Annotated in this window: 23 protein-coding genes; 20 read left to right on the top strand and 3 right to left on the bottom strand. The window is 64.7% G+C overall.

Annotation, left to right across the window (positions count from 1 at the left end; translation table 11 throughout):
* The first annotated feature begins 12 nt into the window (after positions 1-12).
* Positions 13-501 (top strand): molybdopterin-dependent oxidoreductase, encoded by a 489-nt coding sequence (locus QWL29_RS20175; RefSeq protein WP_305824668.1) that lies wholly within the window; start codon positions 13-15, stop codon positions 499-501.
* An 81-nt stretch (positions 502-582) separates the two neighbouring features.
* A complete protein-coding gene (locus QWL29_RS20180) occupies positions 583-759 on the top strand; it encodes a hypothetical protein (protein ID WP_305824669.1) in 177 nt (58 codons plus the stop codon).
* Positions 760-804: 45 nt separating this feature from the next.
* Here QWL29_RS20180 and QWL29_RS20185 read toward each other — a convergent pair whose 3' ends face one another.
* Complete coding sequence (locus QWL29_RS20185; protein WP_305824670.1) at positions 805-1,230, bottom strand: thioredoxin family protein; 426 nt, start codon at positions 1,228-1,230, stop codon at positions 805-807.
* A 102-nt stretch (positions 1,231-1,332) separates the two neighbouring features.
* Between QWL29_RS20185 and tsaB the strand changes: the two genes are divergently transcribed.
* From tsaB to QWL29_RS20205, 4 genes are read left to right on the top strand one after another with little or no spacing between them, the layout of a single operon-like run.
* Positions 1,333-2,052: a tRNA (adenosine(37)-N6)-threonylcarbamoyltransferase complex dimerization subunit type 1 TsaB gene (tsaB, locus tag QWL29_RS20190; RefSeq protein ID WP_305824671.1), complete on the top strand. Its 720-nt coding sequence runs from the start codon at positions 1,333-1,335 to the stop codon at positions 2,050-2,052.
* Positions 2,049-2,516, top strand: a complete 468-nt coding sequence (gene rimI, locus QWL29_RS20195) for a ribosomal protein S18-alanine N-acetyltransferase (protein WP_305824672.1) — start codon at positions 2,049-2,051, stop codon at positions 2,514-2,516. The genes tsaB and rimI overlap by 4 nt, the downstream gene beginning before the upstream one ends.
* Complete coding sequence (locus tag QWL29_RS20200) at positions 2,513-3,478, top strand: uracil-DNA glycosylase (RefSeq protein WP_305824673.1); 966 nt, start codon at positions 2,513-2,515, stop codon at positions 3,476-3,478. The genes rimI and QWL29_RS20200 overlap by 4 nt, the downstream gene beginning before the upstream one ends.
* A complete protein-coding gene (locus QWL29_RS20205; protein WP_305824674.1) occupies positions 3,459-4,427 on the top strand; it encodes a DUF1853 family protein in 969 nt (322 codons plus the stop codon). The genes QWL29_RS20200 and QWL29_RS20205 overlap by 20 nt, the downstream gene beginning before the upstream one ends.
* A 272-nt stretch (positions 4,428-4,699) precedes the next feature.
* On the opposite strand, the gene lplT is transcribed toward QWL29_RS20205, so the two are convergent.
* Positions 4,700-5,950: a lysophospholipid transporter LplT gene (gene lplT / locus QWL29_RS20210; protein ID WP_305824675.1), complete on the bottom strand. Its 1,251-nt coding sequence runs from the start codon at positions 5,948-5,950 to the stop codon at positions 4,700-4,702.
* A gap of 159 nt (positions 5,951-6,109) precedes the next feature.
* On the opposite strand from lplT, the gene alr reads away from it, so the two are divergent.
* The 3 genes from alr (at position 6,110) to QWL29_RS20225 (ending at position 8,993) form a co-directional block, all read left to right on the top strand.
* Positions 6,110-7,219 carry an alanine racemase gene (gene alr / locus QWL29_RS20215; RefSeq protein WP_305824676.1) on the top strand — a complete coding sequence of 370 codons (1,110 nt, stop codon included), beginning with the start codon at positions 6,110-6,112 and terminating at the stop codon, positions 7,217-7,219.
* The gene (radA, locus tag QWL29_RS20220) at positions 7,212-8,591 is read left to right on the top strand and encodes a DNA repair protein RadA (protein ID WP_305824677.1); all 1,380 of its coding nucleotides are present in this window, start codon (positions 7,212-7,214) and stop codon (positions 8,589-8,591) included. The genes alr and radA overlap by 8 nt, the downstream gene beginning before the upstream one ends.
* An 84-nt stretch (positions 8,592-8,675) precedes the next feature.
* Positions 8,676-8,993, top strand: coding sequence for a PilZ domain-containing protein (locus tag QWL29_RS20225; protein WP_305824678.1), 318 nt, complete (start codon positions 8,676-8,678; stop codon positions 8,991-8,993).
* Between the two features lie 92 nt (positions 8,994-9,085).
* On the opposite strand, the gene QWL29_RS20230 is transcribed toward QWL29_RS20225, so the two are convergent.
* Entirely contained in the window at positions 9,086-9,256 is a 171-nt protein-coding gene (locus QWL29_RS20230) for a hypothetical protein (protein ID WP_305824679.1), read from the bottom strand.
* A gap of 381 nt (positions 9,257-9,637) precedes the next feature.
* Here QWL29_RS20230 and pstS point away from each other — a divergent pair, with 381 nt between their 5' ends.
* The 11 genes from pstS (at position 9,638) to carB (ending at position 22,622) form a co-directional block, all read left to right on the top strand.
* Positions 9,638-10,675: a phosphate ABC transporter substrate-binding protein PstS gene (gene pstS / locus QWL29_RS20235; RefSeq protein WP_305824680.1), complete on the top strand. Its 1,038-nt coding sequence runs from the start codon at positions 9,638-9,640 to the stop codon at positions 10,673-10,675.
* A gap of 82 nt (positions 10,676-10,757) precedes the next feature.
* Positions 10,758-11,774 (top strand): phosphate ABC transporter permease subunit PstC, encoded by a 1,017-nt coding sequence (gene pstC, locus QWL29_RS20240; protein ID WP_370663721.1) that lies wholly within the window; start codon positions 10,758-10,760, stop codon positions 11,772-11,774.
* On the top strand, positions 11,771-12,625 hold the full coding sequence (pstA, locus tag QWL29_RS20245; RefSeq protein ID WP_305824681.1) for a phosphate ABC transporter permease PstA: 855 nt from the start codon (positions 11,771-11,773) through the stop codon (positions 12,623-12,625). Before pstC ends, pstA begins: the two co-directional genes overlap by 4 nt.
* Before the next feature lie 28 nt (positions 12,626-12,653).
* A complete protein-coding gene (gene pstB, locus QWL29_RS20250; protein ID WP_305824682.1) occupies positions 12,654-13,439 on the top strand; it encodes a phosphate ABC transporter ATP-binding protein PstB in 786 nt (261 codons plus the stop codon).
* Positions 13,440-13,466: 27 nt separating this feature from the next.
* Positions 13,467-14,159, top strand: coding sequence for a phosphate signaling complex protein PhoU (phoU, locus tag QWL29_RS20255; RefSeq protein ID WP_305824683.1), 693 nt, complete (start codon positions 13,467-13,469; stop codon positions 14,157-14,159).
* Between the two features lie 6 nt (positions 14,160-14,165).
* A complete protein-coding gene (locus QWL29_RS20260) occupies positions 14,166-14,849 on the top strand; it encodes a response regulator (protein ID WP_305824684.1) in 684 nt (227 codons plus the stop codon).
* Positions 14,850-14,867: 18 nt separating this feature from the next.
* A complete protein-coding gene (phoR, locus tag QWL29_RS20265; RefSeq protein WP_305824685.1) occupies positions 14,868-16,160 on the top strand; it encodes a phosphate regulon sensor histidine kinase PhoR in 1,293 nt (430 codons plus the stop codon).
* Positions 16,161-16,453: 293 nt separating this feature from the next.
* Positions 16,454-17,365 (top strand): patatin-like phospholipase family protein, encoded by a 912-nt coding sequence (locus QWL29_RS20270; RefSeq protein WP_305824686.1) that lies wholly within the window; start codon positions 16,454-16,456, stop codon positions 17,363-17,365.
* A 30-nt stretch (positions 17,366-17,395) separates the two neighbouring features.
* A complete protein-coding gene (locus QWL29_RS20275) occupies positions 17,396-17,809 on the top strand; it encodes a GlcG/HbpS family heme-binding protein (RefSeq protein WP_305824687.1) in 414 nt (137 codons plus the stop codon).
* Between the two features lie 402 nt (positions 17,810-18,211).
* A complete protein-coding gene (carA, locus tag QWL29_RS20280; protein WP_305824688.1) occupies positions 18,212-19,399 on the top strand; it encodes a glutamine-hydrolyzing carbamoyl-phosphate synthase small subunit in 1,188 nt (395 codons plus the stop codon).
* The gene (gene carB, locus QWL29_RS20285) at positions 19,392-22,622 is read left to right on the top strand and encodes a carbamoyl-phosphate synthase large subunit (protein WP_305824689.1); all 3,231 of its coding nucleotides are present in this window, start codon (positions 19,392-19,394) and stop codon (positions 22,620-22,622) included. Before carA ends, carB begins: the two co-directional genes overlap by 8 nt.
* The last annotated feature ends 100 nt before the right edge of the window (positions 22,623-22,722 follow it).

Consider the following 22,722-nt stretch of genomic DNA (forward strand, 5'->3'; position numbering starts at 1 on the left):
TGGCGGCACGCCGTGTTCGCGCCGCTACTGCTGGCAGCCGGCCTTGCATTCGCGCAGAATAGCGGCGTCGAGGTGAAGATCGGCGAAGCGGCTGCGCGCCGCTTCACGGGAGCCGAAATCGCCGCGCTGCCGCAGACCGAACTGGTCGAGACCCGCAGCGTGGGCGCCGGCGCCAAGACCGAGCAGGCCGAGGTGCGCTACCGCGGCGTGCTGCTGCGCGACCTGCTCGACGCCGCCGGCGTGCAGAAGCTCGACCGCCATGCGCTGCGCCACTCCGGCGTGGCGGCGCGCGCGACCGACAGCTATGCGGTGCTGTTTTCCTGGGGCGAGCTCTACAACGGCCGCGCCGGCGACAACGTGCTGGTCATCACCAGCATGAACGGCAAGCCGCTGCCACCTGGCGAAGGCCCGTACGCGCTGCGTTCGCTGTCCGACACGAAGCCTGGGCCGCGCCATGTGAAGTGGCTGAACCGGATCGACTTCTTCACAGTGCCGAAATAGCTTTGCCGCCAGGCTAGATGACGCCGCTTGCGCTCCGACTGTGCCAGACTGGCGTCATCGAAACCTCGCAAGGAGCGTCACATGAGCACCGAGAACCATCCTGCCGAAGACCGGCAACCCGAAGCCCAGTCCACCCAGCCATCCCAACCATCATCCGACCAGATCGACGGCCTGAAGGACAAGAAGCCCGAGGAACTCACGCCGGACGAACTGCGCCTGATGGCCGACACCATGCCGGGCGAAGGGCCGGGCGACTGAGTCTTCTGTTTGCGGTAACCTGTTCGGCGCAGCCCTCAGCTGACCTCAGCCGGCGTCCTGCAGCAGGGTGCGCAGGTTGCAGTCGCGCTGCCATGTGCGCCGTTCGTCGCTGGACTGGGCCAGGCGCGCCAGCTCGGCGGGCGGCAGCTCGGCCTGGGCCGTGAGCAGGCGCTCGGCCACGGCGGGGTCGGGCAGCATGGTGCCGAAGAAGGCGACGGTGTCGTCGCGCTGGACCAGCAGGGTAGGGAAGTTGTCGACGTCGAGGTCGCCCACCACGTCGGCCTGGTCTTCGATGTCGATCCAGACGAAGACCTTGTCCGGGTGGCGTGCTGCGATGCCCTCGAAGGCGGCGCGGTAGCCGCCGCAGGTTCCGCACCAGGCGGCGCACAGGCAGGCGACGACCCAGCGGTCGCCGGCAATGGCGTCGGCGACGGCGTCGCGGTTGTCGAGGTCGAGTGTCAGGCTGTGCATGGGCGAATTCTACATCGCGCGGACGAATCCGGCAGCATCGGTATCGGGCGGCAGCCGTGGCCGGGTCCTTGGTCGACATCCCGCGGCGCGGTAAAATAGCGCATGCCTATCATCCTTGCCATCGAAACCTCGTCGGAACTTGCCTCGTGCGCGCTGCTGTCTGACTCTACAGTCCTGTCGCGCGAATCAAGCGGCGTGCGTACCCATTCCCAGTCGGTGCTGCCGATGGTGCAGGAACTCCTGCTTGAGGCCGGCATCAGGCTGGCCGATTGCGACGCCATCGCCTTTGGCGCCGGCCCCGGTTCGTTCACCGGCGTGCGCACTGCCTGCGGCGTGGCCCAGGGCCTGGCCTTCGGCGCCGGGCTGCCGGTGATCCCGCTGGTGACGCTGGCCGCCATGGCCGAAGCCTGCCGCGCGCGCACCGGCGCCACCGAGGTGCTGGCCGTTCTGGACGCGCGCATGAACGAAGTCTATTGGGCGCAATACAGGTTCAGCGGCGATGCCGATGGCGGGTGGACCACGGTCGTCGAGCCGGTCTTGTGCGCACCGGAAGCGGTGCAGCCGCTGGCGGCGGACGGCCTGGCTGCCTGCGGCAACGGTTTCGCGGTCTATCCGCAAGCTTTCGAGGGCAAGGATTTCGCGCACGGCGCGCATGGCGACATCGTGCCGCACGCACGCGAACTGGCCGTGCTGGCCGCGCCGGCGCTGGCCGCGGGCCAGGCCCTGCCGGCCGCCGAAGCCCAGCCGCTCTACCTGCGCAACAAGGTCGCCTATACCAGCGCCGAGCGCCAGGCGATCAACGCTGCCAAGGCCGGCGCATGACAGGCATGCAGCACGCCAGCCTGGCGCTGGCCCCGATGGAGGCCGGCGACGTCGACGAGGTGTACGCGCTCGAATGCAGCGTCTTCCCGCACCCGTGGACGCGCGGGAACTTCGTCGACTGCATCGCCAGCGGCTACGACGCCTGGGTCGCGCGCGATTTCGGCGGCAAGCTCGCCGGCTACTTCTTGCTGATGTACGCGCTCGACGAAGCCCACCTGCTCGACGTGGCGGTGGCCGGCGAACGCCATGGCGCCGGCCTCGGACGCTGGCTGCTCGACACCCTCGGCGCCCGTGCACGCGCCTGCGGCGCCACATCGGTGCTGCTCGAAGTGCGGCCCTCGAACGAACGGGCCCTGCACGTGTACACGCGCTACGGTTTCAGGGAGATCGGCCGGCGCAAGGGGTATTATCCGGCGCATGAGGGCAAGCGCGAGGATGCGATCGTGATGAGGCTGGAATTATGAGTGTAAGTAAGCGCGACGAAGTCTTCCTGCAGGAGATGGGCATTGCGCCGCTGTGGCGCCTGCGCCGCCAGCCGCAGGACGATGCAGCGCAGGACGGTGAGCAGGCTGCGCAAACGCAGCAGGCGGAGGTGGCGCTTGGCGACGCTGTGGCGGCGGATACCGAGGCGCAGGCGCCGGCTGCACCTCCGGCGCCTGCCGCGCCCCCCGCAGCCCCTGTGCTGGCACGGCCCCCGGGCTTCATCCCGCCGCCGCCACGCGACCCGGCCTGGGGCGAGGTGCCGATGACCTCGGCCCCGCCGCCCGCCGCCTGGGCGCCGTCGCCGCCGCCCGCGCCAGTCGAGGAAGACACCGGCCCATCGCCTGAAGAAATCGCGCGCATGGACTGGGACGAGCTGCGCACCGCGATCGCCTCTTGCCGCCGCTGCGGTGGCTGCAAGGGCGGCGAAGGCGGCCGCAAGCCGGTGTACGGCGCCGGCGCACGCCAGGCGCGCTGGTTCGCCGCCGCCGGCGCCACCTCGAGCGCCGACGAAAAAGCCGGCCAGCCGCTGTCGGGCGAGGCGGGCAAGCTGCTGGACAACATGCTGGCCGCGGTCGATCTCTCGCGCCAGGACAGCGTGTATGTGACCAGCCTGGTGAAGTGCCGCCCGGCCAGCGCCAACGGCGGCGACCGCGCCCCCACCTTCGAGGAAGCGGCCGCCTGCCGCCCTTTCCTGGAACGCGAACTGGCGCTCACCGGCGCATCGACCGTGCTCACCCTTGGCCAGATCGCCGCCAACGGCCTGCTCGGCAAGCCCCTGCAGGAGCCGCTGGCCGGTGCCCGCGGCGCCGTGCACGCGCTGGGCGACGCCGACCTGGTGGCGACCCTGCATCCGGGCGAACTGCTGCGCCGCGGTGCCGACAAGGCGCTGGCATGGGCCGATTTGTGCCGCGCGCGAGCCGCCCATGCGCGACGGAGCCGATAGTTATCAATCCGGCTTTCAGCGCCGCTGGTCGCACCTGCGGCGCGCCCGGGTGCGGGCGCTGGCCTGGCTGCTCGACTCTCCCGACCTGCTCGACAGCGCCGCCCCGCACTGGCAGGGCCGCATTGCTTCGCTCGGGCCGGTAACGCCGGAAACGGCGCGCTGGCTGGCCGACCTCGACCACGATCCTGCGCTACTCGATGCCGCGCTCGGCCCGCGCGTCTACACCCGCCTCGGGCTGTATGCGGAAAAGCTGATGGCCTTTTATTTCCAGCACCAGGGCCGCCTGGTCGAACATGGCCTGCAGGTGCGCGCCAGCCGCAACGACACCGTCGGCGAGTTCGACTTCCTGCTCGACGCCGGGCCGGACGCGCTGGAACACATCGAGTTCGCCACCAAGTTCTACCTGCTGCAGGGCGGGGACGGGCAGGAATTCGACGCCCTGGTGGGCCCCAACCTGGCCGACAGCCTGGGCGCGAAGATGCGCAAGATTTTTGAACGCCAGCTGGAGCTCGGGGCGCACCCGGCGGCCCAGGCCCTGTTGCCGCGTCCGGTGACGGCGGCGCGGGCATTGGTAAAAGGCTGGCTGTTCTATCCGGCCGGCAGTTGGGCGGCGATGAGCGGGATCACGGCCGGCCACTGCCGCGGCTTCTGGTGCGCGCTCGATGAACTCGATGCGACCGGGGCCGATGCCTTCCTGATTTTGCCCAAGCTGCAATGGCTGGCGCCGTTTCGTGCGGCGGGGGCGGATGGGCTATTGAATCGCGCGCAACTGCATGCGGAGCTGGAGGCGCAGTTCGAGGAATCGGGGGCGCCGGTGCTGGTAGCGGTTGTGCGGGACACGCCGGGCTGCGTGGAAGAGATCGAGCGCGGTTTCATCGTGCCGAACGACTGGCGCGAACGGGCGGCAGCGCGTTATCCGGCGCATGTGACGCGAAATATTATTTGGTAATATTTCAATAAGTGCAAATATTATTTGCAGCCATTGTCGGGCGAATATCCGGGTTGCCAATACCATGGCTGCGACCTCAACCGTACGGTGGGCACCCCGTACCCACGCGGTACGCACGTTTGCCTATATTGTTGGCCGCACCGTCATCTTCCCGAAACGTTCGCAATATCGCTGACGTTGGCGAGCGACGTTTTTACGTACGTGTCCAAGAGATGAGCACGTAAGCGCGTGGGCACGGGGTGCCCACCGTACGGGAAGCACCGGGTATCGGCTTAATGCTTGTGCTCACCAATCAAGGCCAGCGAATCATGCTGCTTCTGATTCCGCTGATGCCGCTTCAGGATCAGGAAAGTAATGCTGGCAATCGACAGCCCGAAGATCACGATGATCACGTCCAGGTCGAGGTTCAGCGTGATCATGATCGCGTACATCGCCAGCATGGTCAGGATCGACAAATTCTCGTTAAAATTCTGCACCGCGATCGAGTGCCCCGCGCTCATCAAGACATGGCCGCGGTGCTGCAGCAGCGCGTTCATCGGCACCACGAAGAAGCCCGACAGGAAGCCGATCAGGGCCAGCAGCGGGTAGGCGACGATCACGTCGTGCACGAACACCATCACCGTCACGACCAGGCCCATGAGGATGCCCATCGGGATCACGGTCAGCGATTTCTTCAGCGGGATCATCTTCGCCGCCAGCGCCGCACCCACTGCCACGCCGATGGCGACCACGCCGATCAGGCTGGTGGCTTTGTCGAGCGGCATGTGCAGCGAGCGTTCGGCCCACTTCAGCACGATGAATTGCAAGGTCGCGCCCGCGCCCCAGAACACGGTGGTCACGGCCAGCGAAATCTGACCCAGCTTGTCTTTCCACAGCGTGGCCGAGCAATTCGCAAAGTCGGCAATCAGCTTGATCGGGTTGCGTTCCTGGTGCTCGTAGCGGGCGCCGGTGTCCGGGATGCGCAGATTGAACAGGGCGGCCAGGATATAGATGATGACGACCACGGCCATCGCCGCTTCGCTGGTGCTGTCGACACCGGGAATGCCCAGGCCGAGCAGCAGGCGCGAGCCGGCGTCGCTCACCAGGGCCCCGCCGAGCACGGTGCCGAAGATGATCGACATCACGGTCAGGCCCTCGATCCAGCCGTTGGCGGCGACGAGTTTTTCAGGGGGCAGGAGTTCGGTCAGGATGCCGTACTTGGCCGGCGAATACACGGCGGCGCCGAAGCCGACCACGGCGTAGGCGAGCAGGGGGTGGACGGTGAGGAACATCAGGCCGCAACCGAAGATCTTGATCAGGTTCGCGATGAACATCACGCGGCCCTTGAGCAGCGAATCGGCAAAGGCGCCGACAAAGGCGGCCAGCAGCACATAGAACAGCACGAACGACAGCTTCAGCAACGGCGTCAGCGATGCCGGGGCGTTCATCGTCACCAGGATGTCAATGGCTACGAACAGCAGCGCATTGTCTGCCAGCGACGAGAAGAACTGCGCCGCCATAATGGTGTAGAAACCACGGTTCATCGAAAGTATCTGAAAACAAGTCTGGGTTGCTTTATACCATGAAAGGGTGACCCGCCAAAGAATTCAGCCCGGCAGAAAGGGGGGCTGTCCGGTAAAATAGAGCCTTTCACCTAATACCGTTTCTCTTCTTTTTCCGGTCTCTTTCCCCATATAGTTGCCATGCCACGCCCCCTCTGCGCCACCATTCACCTCGATTCGATGCAGCATAACCTGGCCCGCGCCCGTGCCTGCGCCCCGCAGTCCAAGGCCTGGGCCGTGGTGAAGGCGAACGCCTATGGCCACGGCCTGGAACGCGGCATGAAAGGCTTCGCCCAGGCCGACGGCCTGGCCCTGATCGAAACCGAGAATGCCCTGCGCCTGCGCGAACTCGGCTGGGCCAAGCCGATCCTGCTGCTGGAAGGGATCTTCGATGCTTCCGACGTGCCGCTGCTGGCCGAGCACGATATCAACAGCACCGTCCATTCTCTCGAGCAGATCAGGATGCTGGAATATACCCAGCTGTACCGCCCGATCGACGTGCACCTGAAGATGAATACCGGGATGAACCGCCTGGGCTTTCGTCCCGACGAATACGCGGCCGCGTATAAACGCCTGCGCGCGATTCCCGGCATCCGCAACATCACCCACATGACCCACTTCGCGAATGCCGACGAGCTGGAGCACCCGCGCCTGACGATTTCCGAGCAGGTGCGCCGCTTCCGCACCGGTGTCGAGGGACTGGGCGGCGAGCGCAGTCTGTCGAATTCGGCCGGCGTGCTGCACCAGGAAGTGCTGGCGCAAGAGCTGCAGAACGACTGGGTCCGTCCCGGCATCATGCTGTACGGCGGCACCCCGGGCGGCGGGCGCACGGCGCACGACTTCGGGCTGCGCCCGACCATGACCTTGAGCTCCGAGATCATCGCGATCCAGCAGCTGGAAACGGGCGATACCGTCGGCTACGGCAGCCGCTTCGAAGCCACGGCGCCGATGCAGGTGGGCGTGGTGGCCTGCGGCTATGCCGACGGCTACCCGCGCCACGCGCCGCACGGCACCCCGGTGATCGTCGACGGCGTGCGCACCAGCGTGGTAGGGCGGGTGTCGATGGACATGATGACGGTGGACCTGACGCCGATCCGCAATGCGCGCATCGGCAGCAAGGTCACCCTGTGGGGCGATGGCTTGCCGATCGACGAGGTGGCAACGGCTGCCGGCACCATCGGCTATGAATTGATGTGCGCACTCGCGCCGCGCGTGCGCGTGAGTGAAGGACGGATGGGAACCCATGGCTAAGGCAAAGACCCAGTTTGTATGCAGCGAATGCGGCAGCGTCACCAGCCGCTGGATGGGCCAGTGCCCGGACTGCAAGGCCTGGAACACGCTGGTCGAGTCGGCGGTGGAAACCGCGGGCGTGAACCGCATGTCGCAGACCGTGAACCACAAGGCGCTGGCGCAGACGGCGCCGGTGCTGTCCCTGGCCGACATCGAGGCCACCGACGTGCCGCGCTTCGGCACCGGCATCGAGGAATTCGACCGCGTGCTCGGCGGCGGCCTGGTGGCCGGCGGCGTGGTGCTGATCGGCGGCGACCCCGGCATCGGCAAGTCGACCCTGCTGCTGCAGGCGCTGGCCAATCTCGCCGCCACGCGCAGTACCTTATATGTGAGCGGCGAGGAATCCGGCGCCCAGATCGCCCTGCGCGCGCGGCGCCTGGCGGTGGAGGCCAAGGACCTGAAGCTGCAGGCCGAGATCCAGCTCGAGAAGATCCTCGGCACCCTGGCCGACCTGAAGCCGGAAGTGGCGGTGATCGACTCGATCCAGACCCTGTATTCGGACGCGCTGACTGCCGCGCCGGGTTCGGTGTCTCAGGTGCGCGAATGCGCGGCCCAGCTGACCCGTGTGGCGAAGCAGACCGGGGTCACCATCATCCTGGTCGGCCACGTGACGAAAGAGGGCGCACTGGCCGGGCCGCGTGTGCTGGAACATATCGTCGACACGGTGCTGTACTTCGAGGGCGATACCCAGTCGAGCTTCCGCCTGGTGCGGGCAATCAAGAACCGCTTTGGCGCGGTGAACGAGCTGGGCGTGTTCGCCATGACCGAAAAGGGCCTGAAGGGCGTGTCGAATCCGTCGGCGCTGTTCCTGTCGCAGCACGACAGCCAGGTGCCGGGTTCCTGCGTGATGGTGACGCAGGAGGGCACGCGCCCGCTGCTGGTGGAAATCCAGGCCCTGGTCGACGCCAGCCACTTGCCGAATGCGCGCAGGCTCTCCGTGGGCCTGGAGCAGAACCGGCTGGCGATGCTGCTCGCGGTGCTGCACCGCCATGCCGGCATCGCGGCTTTTGATCAGGACGTGTTCATCAACGCGGTGGGCGGCGTGAAGATCGCCGAACCGGCGGCCGATTTGGCTGTGTTGTTGGCGATTAACTCGTCGATGCGCAACAAGCCGCTGCCGCGCGGGCTGGTAGTGTTCGGCGAAGTGGGCCTGGCCGGCGAAATCCGCCCGGCGCCGCGCGGCCAGGAACGCCTGAAGGAAGCGGCCAAGCTCGGCTTCTCGGTGGCGATCATTCCCAAGGCAAACGTGCCGAAGCAGAAGATCGAGGGCATGAACATCATCGCGGTCGAACGCATCGACCAGGCTTTCAGCAAGCTGCGCGAGCTCGATTGAGCGGCTGAGCGTACCCGTATTGACTGACGGGTCCGCCGCTTTTACCTATAATGGGTATCGTTCCATAAGCAGGCTGGTGAATTCGTGACAGAGCAAAGGCAGTCTCCCCGTAAAGTATTCAAGACCCGCGCCATGCTGGCCGTCGAAGGCAGCGCCCCGGTGCTGGGCCGTACCACCGACATCAGCGCCCAGGGCGTCAGCATCAACCTGCCGAACCCGGTGCCGGCCGGGCAGATGGCGCAATTGCGCTTCGACTTGCTGGTCGAGGGCAACATCGTTTCCATCAACACCCGCGTCAAGGTCACGCACTGCATCCTCAGCCATGGCGAGTTCAAGGCCGGGTTCCAGTTCCAGAGCCTGGAACTGGGCGCGATGACGGCGCTGGCGCGCTTCCTGCGTTAATACGTATAGGGTTTGTAAAAACGAAGCGGCGAGTGCCCTGGGGCCTCGCCGCTTTTTTACGTCTTGACGTCTGGCCCATGATGGGCCGTGCACTATTCGTGATAGTGGTCGCGCAGGGCTTCCGAACTGCCGCCGATCTCTTGGTAGATTTCGTAGGCAATCAGGCCAACCATGCCGCTGAGGATTGCAAACACAAACATGTTAAACATACGGCCTAAACGCTCTTCAGCATTCCCTCCAACGTGTTGATACGCTTTGAGCATAGCAGGCGCCGGTGTATTTACAAGAGCGCCGCCGGGCGATTTTTTGCACCCGTGCCCGCTTGACAATTTGCCCGCCGAGGCTGCCCGCCAGCCACATCCAACCCAGGTGTCATCAATTGTGTGACGGCCATTCCGGTAAGACGGCACTATGGCGCGGGATTCGCTTGACGGGGCGTGGACGCGGCCGGCCGGATGCTGTCATACGGCTGACACCTGCATGACATACATGTATGACATGCCCAGAACCCGATGTCATCGATTCGATGACAGGGTGTTTTGCGATGTCATTAAGTTGTCATATTCAATCAGTAGACTGCGCTGCAACGAAGCCGGGACCGTCCGGAAATGCAGTGTCGCACTACACCTCGAAAGGATATCGATATGCGTATGAAGCACCTGTTCCTCACCGTCGCGCTTGCCGCCGCCACCCTGGCGACGACTGCCCAGGCAGCGAACATCACCGGCGCCGGCGCAACCTTCCCGTATCCGATCTACGCGAAATGGGCGGAAATGTACAAGGCCAGCACCGGCACCGGCCTGAACTACCAGTCGGTGGGTTCGGGCGCCGGCATCAAGCAGATCAAGGCGAAAACCGTCGACTTCGGCGCCTCGGACATGCCGCTGCCGGCCAAGGATCTGAACGACGCCGGCCTGTTCCAGTTCCCGGCCGTGATGGGCGGCGTGGTCCCGATCGTGAACATTCCCGGCGTGGGCCCGGGCCAGGTCAAGCTCACCGGCGCCGTGCTGGCCGATATCTTCATGGGCAAGATCACCAAGTGGAACGCGCAGCCGATCGCCGCCCTGAACCCTGGCGTCAAGCTGCCGGCCGACGACATCACCGTCGTGCACCGCGCCGACAGCTCGGGGACCTCCTTCCTGTTCACCGACTACCTGTCGAAAACCAATCCGGACTGGAAGCTGAAGATCGGCGCCGGCACCTCGGTCAAGTGGGCCGTGGGCGTGGGCGGCAAGGGCAACGAAGGCGTGGCCGCGAATGTCCAGCGCATCAAGGGCTCGATCGGCTACGTCGAGTGGGCCTACGCCAAGAAGAACAAGATGTCGCACACCCAGCTGCAGAACCGCGAAGGCGCCTTCCTGCAGCCGGACGACGACGCCTTCAAGGCGGCCGCCTCCAGCGCCGACTGGGCCAAGGCCCCGGGCTTCGCCGTGGTGCTGACCGACCAGCCGGGCAAGGCCAGCTGGCCAATCACCGGCGCCTCGTACATCCTGGTGCACAAGTCGCAGGCCGATGCGGTCAAGGGTAAAGAGGTCCTGAAGTTCTTCGACTGGGCCTATAAAAACGGCAGCGCCGCCGCCGCCGACCTGGACTACGTGCCGATGCCGGCCGCCGTCACCAAGCTGGTGCAGGACGCATGGAAAGCCAACCTGAAGGATGCTTCGGGCAAGGCGGTCTGGTAAGCGCTTCCTTCCGCCGCCGGCACCCGATCACGCCGGCGGCGCCTCGCACGACCTGAAAGCAGCACACTCAATAAAAATACACATGAGCGCACACCCATCCGTCGCCCTCGACAAGGCAGCCAGCGCGGCCCACGCCGACAAGCAGCACGCCGCCCTCAGCAAGACCATGCGCAACCAGCGCATCCAGGACTTCATCTTCCACAAGGTAACCCTGCTGTTCGCGGCCAGTGTGCTCATCGCACTGGTCGGCATCATCATTTCGCTGGCGATCGGCGCCGCGCCCGCATTCGCGGAGTTCGGCCCGGCCTTCATCAGCACCGTCGAGTGGGACCCGGTCGAGGACAAGTTCGGCGCCCTGATCGCGATCTGGGGCACGCTGGCCACCTCGCTGATCGCGCTGGCCGTGGCCTTCCCGATCAGCTTCGGCATCGCGCTCTTCCTCACCGAGATCTGCCCGGTCTGGCTGCGCCGCCCGATGGGCACAGCGGTCGAGCTGCTGGCGGGCGTCCCGTCCATCATCTACGGCATGTGGGGCCTGTTCGTGTTCGCGCCGCTGTTTGCCGACCACGTGCAGCCGCTGCTGAAATCCACGCTCGGCCAGCTGCCGGTGATCGGCCAGCTGTTCCAGGGCCCGACCATGGGCATCGGCATCCTGACCGCCGGCCTGATCCTGGCCGTGATGATCATCCCCTTCATCTCCTCGGTGATGCGCGACGTGTTCGAGATCGTGCCGACCGTGCTGAAGGAATCGGCGTACGGCCTCGGTTGCACCAAGTGGGAAGTGGTGCGCAAGGTGGTGCTGCCTTATACCCGCAACGGCGTGGTCGGCGGCGTGATGCTGGGCCTGGGCCGCGCCCTCGGCGAAACCATGGCGGTCACCTTCGTCATCGGTAACGCGCATGAACTGAGCTGGTCGCTGTTCTCGGCCGGTAACTCGATTTCCTCGACCCTGGCGAACGAATTCGCCGAGGCGGCCTCGCCGCTGCACGTGTCCTCGCTGTTCGCGCTGGCACTGATCCTGTTCGCCATCACCTTCGTCGTGCTGTCGGCTGCAAAACTGATGTTGGCGGGGATGTCCCGCAAGGAAGGCACGAAATGAACACCACGAATCCTGTCTACCGCAAGCGCCTGCTGGCGCACCGCATCGGCATCGTGCTGTCGGTCGGCGCGATGGCGATCGGCCTGGCGATGCTGGCCTGGATCCTCTGGACCCTGCTGGCCAACGGCTTCGGCGCCCTGTCGCTGAACATGTTCACCGGCGACACCCCGGCGCCGGGCAGCGAAGGCGGCGGCTTGCGCAATGCGATCTTCGGCAGCCTGATGATGGTCGGTTTGTCGACCCTGGTGTCGACGCCGATCGGCATCCTGGCCGGCATCTACCTGGCCGAATACGGCGAAACCAACCGCTTCGGCCAGATCACGCGTTTTGTGACCGACATCATGCTGTCGGCCCCGTCGATCGTGATCGGCCTGTTCGTCTACGCCTTGTATGTGGCGAACGTGAAGCACTTCTCGGGTTACGCCGGCACCATCGCGCTGTCGCTGATCGCGATCCCGGTCGTGGTCCGTACCACCGACAACATGCTGCGCCTGGTTCCGAACAGCCTGCTCGAGGCCGCCTTCGCCCTCGGCGCGCCGCGCTGGAAGGTGGCGATGCTGGTGCGCCTGCGCGCCGTGAAGGCCGGCGTCATCACCGGCGTGCTGCTGGCCCTGGCCCGCATCTCGGGCGAGACCGCACCGCTGCTGTTCACCGCCCTGAACAACCAGTTCTTCAGCAGCGACATGAATGCACCGATGGCGAATCTGCCAGTGGTGATCTACCAGTTTGCGATGAGCCCTTACGATGACTGGCGTTCGCTGGCCTGGGGCGGCGCGCTGCTGGTGACCTTCACCGTGCTGTTCCTGAACATTTTGTCGCGCACCGTCTTCACCCAGAAGACGCCACGTTAATCTATCCTGACGACCCATGACACTAGCTATGGCAACCCCGACCGCGGCCCCGAGCGCCAAGACCAAGACCATCGAGATCGCTGGCCTGAATTTCTTCTACGGTAAAACGCAGAGCCTGAAAAACGTTTCGCTCGACATCCACGACAAGCAGGTCACCGCTTTCATCGGCCCTTCGGGCTGCGGCAAGTCGACCCTGCTGCGTACCCTGAACCGCATGTACGATCTGTATCCCGGCCAGCGCGCCGAGGGACAGATCAACTACCGCGGCCGCAACATCCTCGAGCCGGGCGTCGACGTGAACGCGCTGCGCGCGAAAATCGGCATGGTGTTCCAGAAGCCGACGCCGTTCCCGATGTCGATCTACGACAATATCGCCTTTGGCGTGCGCTTGTATGAAAACCTGTCGAAGGGCGAGATGGACGAGCGCGTCGAGTGGGCTCTGAAAAAGGCGGCGCTGTGGGAAGAAGCCAAGGACAAGCTGAACAAGAGCGGCCTGTCGCTGTCGGGCGGCCAGCAGCAGCGCCTGTGCATCGCACGCGGCGTGGCGGTGAAGCCGGACGTGCTGCTACTGGACGAGCCGACGTCGGCGCTGGACCCGATCTCGACCGCGAAGATCGAAGAACTGATCAGCGAGCTGAAACAGGACTACACGATCACCATCGTGACCCACAACATGCAGCAGGCGGCGCGCTGCTCGGACTACACGGCCTACATGTACCTGGGCGAACTGGTGGAATTCGGCGAGACCGACCAGCTGTTCATGAACCCAAGCCGTAAAGAGACCCAGGACTACATCACGGGTCGCTTCGGTTAATTATTAGAACAAGACTAGGAGAAGCGAATGATCGGCGAACACTCATCCAAGCAGTACGACCAGGAACTCGAGGGCATCCGCTCCAAGGTGCTCCTCATGGGCGGCATGGTGGAAACCCAGTTCGAGGAAGCGCTGAACTGCTTCCGCGTCGACGACGCCGCCAAGGCCGACAAGGTGATGGCCGACGACCACGCCGTCAACCAGCTCGAAGTGCAGCTTGACGACGCCTGCAGCCACCTGATCGTGAAGCGCCAGCCGACTGCAAACGACCTGCGCACCGTGATGGCCACCATCAAGGTCATCACCGACCTGGAACGCATCGGCGACGAGTCGAGCAAGATCGCGCGCACTGCGAAAAGCCTGCACGGCCGTGGCACCACCGGTTTCGCCCACTACGACATGATCCGCACCATCGGCAAGGCGACGTCGGACCTGCTGCACGACGCCCTCGACGCCTTTGCGCGCCTGGACGGCAAGCAGGCCTTGCAGATCATCGCGGCCGACGAAATCGTCGACCACGAGTTCCGCACCATCCTGCGCAACCTGATCACCTTCATGATGGAAGACCCGCGCACGATCTCGTCGGCGCTGGACACGCTGTGGGTAGCCAAGGCCATCGAACGCATCGGCGACCACGCCAAGAACATCGCCGAATACGTGATCTACGTGGTCGAAGGGCGCGACATCCGCCACAGCAAGCCGGTCGTGCAAGAGGGCTGATACGCAATGCAGAACACGAGTGTACTGGTGGTGGAAGACGAGCCGGCGATTGTGGAACTGGTAAGCTATTCGCTGCGCGAAGCCGGCTGGACCATCCGCTCGGTCGGCACCACGGCCGCGGCCTGGGACAGCATCGCCCACGGCAAGCCGGACCTGCTGCTGCTCGACTGGATGCTGCCCGACCAGAGCGGCCTGCGCCTGCTGGCGCGGCTGCGCGCGGATCGCGACTTCCAGGACATCCCGGTCATCATGCTGACCGCGAAGAGCATGGAAGAAGACAAGCTGGCCGGCCTGAATACGGGCGCCGACGATTACGTCACCAAGCCGTTCTCGCCGCGCGAACTGCTGGCCCGTTCGCGCGCGCTGCTGCGCCGCAAAAGCCCGCACCTGGCCGAGGCGCCGCTGCGCGCCGGCGCCGTGGTGCTCGATCCGGCCAGCTGTACGGTGGCCATCGAGGGCAGCCAGATCGACATCGGCAACGCCGAATACAAGCTGCTGAAGTTCTTGCTGGCACACCGCGAGCGCGTGTTTTCGCGCGCCCAGCTGCTCGACAAGGTATGGGGCGACCACGCCGTGATCGAGGAGCGCACGGTCGACGTGCACGTGCTCCGTTTGCGCAAGGCGCTGAAGGGCGCCGAAGGGCTGATCCGCACGGTACGCAGCGTCGGGTATATGCTGTCGGAAAAATAACGCTTCCCTGAAGGCCAGATGAATCCCACATTGCTGTTCTGGGTGCCGGCGCTGTTGCGCCTGGCGTCCCTCTTCGTTGCCGCCGGCGTGATCTGGTGGATGGGCGGCCTGGTGGCAGGCTTGGTTGCCGCGCTGCTGGGCATGATCGTGGTGCTGGTGTCGCAGCTGCGCTACCTGCAGCAACTGGGCAACTGGCTGGACGACCCGCAATCCGGCAAGCTGCCCGACGGCTGGGGCGCCTGGACCGACGTCTTTGCGCGCCTGTACCGCCTGCGCCGCGAGGACGAGCGCCACCAGTCCGAACTGGTGGAATGGCTGGCGCGCTTCCGCCAGGCCATGAGTTTGCTGCCGGAAGGCGTGGCGATCATGGACGACGTGCTGTTCCTCGAATGGTGCAACCCGGCCGCCGAACGCCATCTGGGCCTGACGCTGGAGCGCGACAAGGGCCTGCGCGTGACCAACCTGGTGCGCCACCCGGACTTCATCGACTACATCATCCTGGGACGCTACGAGCAGCCGCTGACGCTGTCGTTCCGGGGCCGCAAGATCGAGTGCCGCATCATCCCGTTCGAGAACCGGCGCCAGATCCTGGTCACCCACGATGCCACCGACACCGAACGGATCGAGGCGATGCGGCGCGATTTCATCGCGAATGCCTCGCATGAACTGCGCACGCCGCTGACGGTGATCGTCGGCTTCCTGGAAATCGCGATGTCCGATCCGTGCATGGATGCGGCCACGCGCTCGGCGCACCTGAAACTGATGACCGAGCAGGGCGGACGCATGCAGCGCCTGATCGAGGACATGCTGACCCTGTCGCGCCTGGAGTCGGACGAATTCCCGCTGCGGCGCGAACGGGTCGATATCGCGGCGCTGGTCGATTCGGTGGCGGCCGAGGCACGCGCCTTGTCGGGCGGGCGGCACGAGATCACGGTGGCGGTCGATGGGCCCGACGTGATGGGCAACATGGAAGAGCTGCGCAGCGCGTTTGCCAACCTGGCGTCGAACGCGGTGCGCTATTCGCCCGAAGGCGGTTGCATCGCGCTGTCGTGGCAGCGCGGCGAGGATGACCTGCAGTTCTCGGTGAAGGATTGCGGGATCGGGATCGATCCGCAGCATATCTCCAGGCTCACCGAGCGTTTCTACCGGGTCGACAAGAGCCGCTCGCGCGAGACGCAGGGGACCGGGCTGGGGCTGGCGATCGTCAAGCACGTGCTGCTGCGGCATGGCGGGCGCGTGAAGATTTGTTCGAAGCCGGGGGAGGGGAGTACGTTTACCGCCTCCCTGCCCAACACCTCGCTGCCGGGTTAGGTTTTGTACGGTGGGCCGGGCCGCGCAAGGCACTCGTGCCCACGCGGTACGTCGGTCGCGACCACGCCACGTGTGAAAATGCCCAGCGACCGTTGTGGTCTCCGGTCGCTTTGCGTGACGCACCGGTACGACCGCGCGGGCAGTAGGGCTGGCTAAATGCCAGCACTACAAATGCCCACCCCACAAAAGCGGTATTTCGCCGCCCGTATCCGATTCAATCGGCCATAAGCCCGGCCTCATCCATCGCCCCACATTGCGCGGTACAATCGAGAATTGTCCTTCTCGACCCGCACATGTTCTCTCGACGCACTTCCCTCATTGCGCTCAGCGCACTCGCCTTGGCCGGCTGCGGCAGCACCCCGCCGCCCGTTGCACCGACTCCAGCCGTGGTCGCCACCCCGGCCCCTCCGAAAAAAATCCGCATCGGCCTGGCCCTCGGCGGCGGCGCGGCGCGCGGCTTCGCCCACATCGGCGTGATCAAGGCGCTTGAAGCCCAGGGCATCATCCCCGAGATCGTGGTCGGCACCAGCGCCGGCTCGGTAGTCGGCGCCCTGTATGCTTCGGGCCTCGATGGCTTCACCCTGCAGCGCACCGCGATGAGCATGGACGAAGCGACGATCTCCGACTGGGCGCTGCCGCTGTTCTCGAAATCCACCGGCGTGCTGAAAGGCGAGGCCCTGCAGAACTACGTCAACAAGGCGGTGGGCAACGTGCCGATGGAGCGCCTGAAAAAACGCTTCGGCGCCGTCGCCACCGACCTGAAGACCGGCGAAGCCATCCTCTTCAACAAGGGCAACACCGGCCTGGCCGTGCGCGCATCGTCCTCGGTGCCGAGCGTGTTCCAGCCCGTGAAGATCGGGAACAAGTCCTACGTCGACGGCGGCCTGGTGGCGCCGGTGCCGGTGAAGTACACGCGCGAGATGGGCGCCGACTTCATCATCGCGGTCAACATCTCGACCCAGGCCGACTCGCAGGCCACCGTCAGTTCGGTCGATGTGCTGCTGCAGAGCTTCAGCATCATGGGCCAGCGTATCAATTCGTATGAACTGAAGGAAGCCGACGTCGTCATCACCCCGGCGCTGGGCAAGATGGGCAGCGCCGACTTTGCCGGCCGTAACCTGGCGATCCTGGCCGGCGAGCAGGCCGCCGCCGCCGTGATGCCGCAACTGAAGGCCAGGCTGAAGGCCAAGCAACAGCAGCCTTGATCACCGAACTAGCTTAAAGGAGGAAACGACATGAAAACCAAACCATTCCTGACCCTGGAAGACGTGAAGATCATCGCCGCCGCGGCCGAAGCCGAAGCGCTGGCGAACAACTGGGCCGTGACCTTCTCGATCGTCGACGACGGCGGCCACCTGCTGTGGCTGCAGCGCCTGGACGGCGCGCCGCCGGTGTCGTCGCACATCTCGCCCGCCAAGGCCAAGACCGCCGCGCTCAGCCGCCGCGAATCGAAGATCTACGAAGACGTGATCAATGGCGGGCGCGTCTCCTTCCTGTCGGCGCCGGAAATCGAAGGCATGCTCGAAGGCGGCGTGCCGGTGATCGTCGACGGCCACGTGATCGGCGCGGTCGGCGTATCGGGCGTGAAGTCGGAACAGGATGCGCAGATCGCCAAGGCGGGTATCGCCGCGCTGGTCGGCACGCCATAGTTATCGTTGGCTTATGACACGTAGGGTGGGCGCCCCTGTGCCCACGCGTGAACGATGAATATTGTTGGCCTGCTTTCTCCGTCAACACCATGCAAACCTCACGCGTGGGCACAGAGCGCCCACCCTACGCCCATCACCATCGGCGTTGAAACACGGAAAACTCCCGCTCATCAGTAAGTAAAAACCCGCATTTCGCCCCGAATCAAGCCGTCGGTACATTGCCGATGCCATCGAAGCGCGCTATAATTGAGGGGTTTAACCATTCTACTTACTTGCCGTAGCGCCTACCTTCCATTCCTCATTCCAAACGACCTCCAAACTCGGATTTGCCCAGGTGCATCCGCGGTTTTTGGGTGTCGGTCTGACGTGGCGCCGCTACGGTAACTTTATTGGGAGTTACCCTTGCCGCCATTTTTTTCTGGCCCAGCCGTCCCGGCCATCCTGGCCCTTGCAGACGGAACGATTTTCAAAGGTGTTTCCATTGGCGCCGCCGGCCATACGACCGGTGAAGTGGTCTTCAATACCGCGATCACTGGCTACCAGGAAATCCTGACCGACCCCAGCTACTCGCGTCAGATCGTCACCCTGACGTACCCGCACATCGGCAACTACGGCGTCAACACTGCCGACGTCGAAGCGTCGAAAGTCCACGCCGCAGGCCTGATCATCCGCGACCTGCCGCTGCTGGCATCGAACTTCCGCTCCACCCAATCGCTGTCCGACTACCTGAAGGCCGAGAACGTCGTGGCCATCTCGGGCATCGACACGCGCAAGCTGACCCGCCTGCTGCGCGAAAAAGGCGCCCAGGCCGGCGCCATCCTCACCGGCACCCAGGGCAACCAGCCATCCGAAGCGCAGGCACTGGAACTGGCACGCTCCTTCCCTGGCCTGGCCGGCATGGACCTGGCGAAAGTCGTGTCCGTGAAAGAGCGCTACGAATTCACCGAAACCGAGTGGAAGCTCGGCCAGGGCTTCGGCAAGCAGGAAAACCCGCAATACCACGTGGTCGCCTTCGACTACGGCGTCAAGCGCAACATCCTGCGCATGCTGGCCGAACGCGGCTGCAAGGTCACCGTGCTGCCTGCGGAATCGACCGCCGCCGACGCGCTGGCGCTGAACCCCGACGGCATCTTCCTGGCCAATGGCCCGGGCGACCCGGAGCCTTGCGACTACGCCATCAAGGCCACCGCGGAGCTGATCGAGAAGGGCATCCCGACCTTCGGCATCTGCCTCGGCCACCAGATCATGGCGCTCGCCTCGGGCGCGAAGACCATGAAGATGAAGTTCGGCCACCATGGCGCGAACCACCCGGTGCAGGACCTGGACTCGAAGAAGGTCCTGATCACCTCGCAGAACCACGGCTTCGCGGTCGACCCGGAGACGCTGCCGAAGAACTGCCGCGTGACCCACGTGTCGCTGTTCGACGGCTCGCTGCAGGGCTTTGCCCGCACCGACAAGCCGGCCTTCTGCTTCCAGGGCCACCCTGAAGCATCGCCGGGCCCGACCGACGTCGCCTATCTGTTCGACCGCTTCATCGGCCTGATGCAAGCCCAAGAAAAAAAAGCAAATGCAGGAGAAGTGAATGCCTAAGCGTAGTGATATCAAAAGCATCCTGATCATCGGCGCCGGCCCGATCGTCATCGGCCAGGCCGCGGAGTTCGACTATTCCGGCGCCCAGGCCTGCAAGGCCCTGCGCGACGAAGGCTACAAGGTCATCCTGGTCAACAGCAATCCGGCGACCATCATGACCGACCCGGAGATGGCCGACGTCACCTACATCGAGCCGATCACCTGGAAGGTCGTCGAGCGCATCATCGCCAAGGAACGTCCGGACGCGATCCTGCCGACCATGGGCGGCCAGACCGCGCTGAACTGCGCGCTCGATTTGCACCACAACGGCATCCTGGAAAAATACAAGGTCGAGCTGATCGGCGCGTCGCCGGAAGCCATCGACAAGGCCGAGGACCGCTCCAAGTTCAAGGACGCGATGACCAAGATCGGCCTGGGTTCGGCACGCTCGGGCGTGGCGCACTCGATGGAAGAAGCGCGCACCGTGCAGCGCGAGCTGGGCTTCCCGACCATCATCCGTCCGTCGTTCACGATGGGCGGCTCGGGCGGCGGCATCGCCTACAACGAAGAAGAGTTCGAAACCATCTGCAAGCGCGGCCTCGAAGCCTCGCCGACCTCCGAGCTGCTGATCGAAGAGTCGCTCCTGGGCTGGAAAGAGTACGAGATGGAAGTCGTGCGCGACAAGGCCGACAACTGCATCATCATCTGCTCGATCGAAAATCTGGATCCGATGGGCGTCCATACCGGCGACTCGATCACGGTGGCGCCGGCGCAGACGCTGACGGACAAGGAATACCAGATCATGCGCAATGCGTCGATCAACGTCCTGCGCGAGATCGGCGTCGACACCGGCGGCTCGAACGTGCAGTTCGCGATCAACCCGCAAGACGGCCGCATGATCGTCATCGAGATGAACCCGCGCGTCTCGCGTTCCTCGGCGCTGGCCTCGAAAGCCACCGGCTTCCCGATCGCCAAGGTCGCCGCCAAGCTGGCGGTCGGCTTCACGCTCGACGAGCTGCGTAACGAGATCACCGGCGGCGCGACCCCGGCCTCGTTCGAGCCATCGATCGACTACGTCGTGACCAAGATCCCGCGCTTTGCCTTCGAAAAATTCCCGGCGGCCGACAAGCACCTGACCACGCAGATGAAATCGGTGGGCGAAGTGATGGCCATGGGCCGCACCTTCCAGGAATCGTTCCAGAAGGCCCTGCGCGGCCTGGAAGTGGGCGTCGACGGCCTGAACGAGATGACGCGCGACCGCGAAGTCATCGAGGAAGAGCTGGGCGAGCCTGGCCCGGAACGCATCTGGTACGTGGGCGACGCCTTCGCCCAGGGCTTCACGCTGGAAGAAGTCCATCAGCTGACCAAGATCGATCCGTGGTTCCTCATCCAGATCAAGGAAATCGTCGACATCGAACTCTGGCTCGATCATCAAAAGCTGGAGTCGCTCGACAAGCCGACGCTTTACAAGCTCAAGCAAAAAGGCTTCTCGGATGCGCGCATGGCCTTCCTGATGCACACCACGCAGGCCGCGGTGCGCGAGCGCCGCCACGCGCTGGGGATCCGCCCGGTGTACAAGCGCGTCGACACCTGCGCCGCCGAATTCTCGACCGACACCGCCTACATGTACTCGACCTACGACGAGGAATGCGAAGCGGCGCCGACCGACAAGAAAAAGATCATGGTGCTGGGCGGTGGCCCGAACCGTATCGGCCAGGGCATCGAGTTCGACTACTGCTGCGTCCATGCCGCCCTCGCCATGCGCGAAGACGGCTACGAGACCATCATGGTCAACTGCAATCCGGAGACCGTGTCGACCGACTACGATACCTCGGACCGCCTCTACTTCGAATCGCTGACGCTGGAAGACGTGCTCGAAATCGTCGAGCTGGAAAAGCCGGTCGGCGTGATCGTGCAGTACGGCGGTCAAACGCCTTTGAAGCTGGCGCTGGACCTGGAAGCGAACGGCGTGCCGATCGTCGGCACCTCGCCGGACATGATCGATGCCGCCGAAGACCGCGAGCGTTTCCAGAAGCTGCTGCAGGACCTCGGCCTGCGCCAGCCGCCGAACCGCACCGCGCGCACCGAACCCGAAGCACTGGCGCTGGCCCAGGAAATCGGCTACCCGCTGGTCGTGCGTCCATCGTACGTGCTCGGTGGCCGCGCGATGGAAATCGTGCACGAGCAGCGCGACCTGGAGCGCTACATGCGCGAAGCAGTCAAGGTGTCGAACGATTCGCCGGTGCTGCTCGACCGCTTCCTGAACGATGCGATCGAAGTCGACGTCGACTGCATCTCGGACGGCGAGACCACCTTCATCGGCGGCGTGATGGAACACATCGAGCAGGCCGGCGTGCACTCGGGCGACTCGGCCTGCTCGCTGCCGCCTTACTCGCTGTCGCAAGAGACCATCGATGAACTCAAGCGCCAGACCGCGCTGATGGCGAAAGGCCTGAACGTGGTCGGCCTGATGAACGTGCAGTTCGCGATCCAGCAGTCGGAAGTCGACGGCAAGACGGTCGATACGGTGTTCGTGCTGGAAGTAAACCCGCGCGCATCGCGTACCGTGCCGTTCGTGTCGAAAGCCACCGGCGTGCAGTTGGCCAAGGTCGCGGCGCGCTGCATGGTCGGCCAGACGCTGGCAAGCCAGGGCGTCACCAGGGAAGTGGTGCCGCCGTTCTACAGCGTCAAGGAAGCCGTGTTCCCGTTCGTGAAATTCCCCGGCGTCGACACCATCCTCGGACCGGAAATGAAGTCGACCGGCGAAGTGATGGGCGTGGGCGAGACCTTCGGCGAAGCCTTCGTCAAATCGCAGCTGGGCGCCGGCATCAAGCTGCCGCAGTCGGGCAAGGTCTTCCTGTCGGTGAAGGGCTCGGACAAGCCGCGCGCCGTGAAGGTGGCGCGCGACCTGGTCTCGCTCGGCTTCTCGCTGGTGGCCACCAAGGGCACCGCTGCCGTGATCTCGGCCGCCGGCCTGCCGGTGACGGCGGTGAACAAGGTGATCGAAGGCCGTCCGCACGTGGTCGACATGATCAAGAACCACGAGATCGAGATGGTCATCAACACGGTCGAGGAAAAGCGCAGTGCGATTACCGACTCGCGTACCATCCGTACCTCGGCGCTGGCGGCACGCGCCGTGACCTACACCACGATCGCCGGCGCGGAAGCGGCGATCCAGGGCATGCGTCATCTTGACGAGATTCGGGTCTACGATTTACAAGGCCTGCATAAAACCTTAAACTAAGCGTCAAGTAGTACCCGTCAAACCACAGAGTTCGCGCGGCTCCCGTCGCGTGCCTCTGTGGTTTTCACTTGTACGCCCCCGAACATCAGTAGAAGCCAAG

The sequence above is a fragment of the Massilia brevitalea genome (genome assembly GCF_030711405.1).
Taxonomy (GTDB): domain Bacteria; phylum Pseudomonadota; class Gammaproteobacteria; order Burkholderiales; family Burkholderiaceae_D; genus Telluria; species Telluria brevitalea.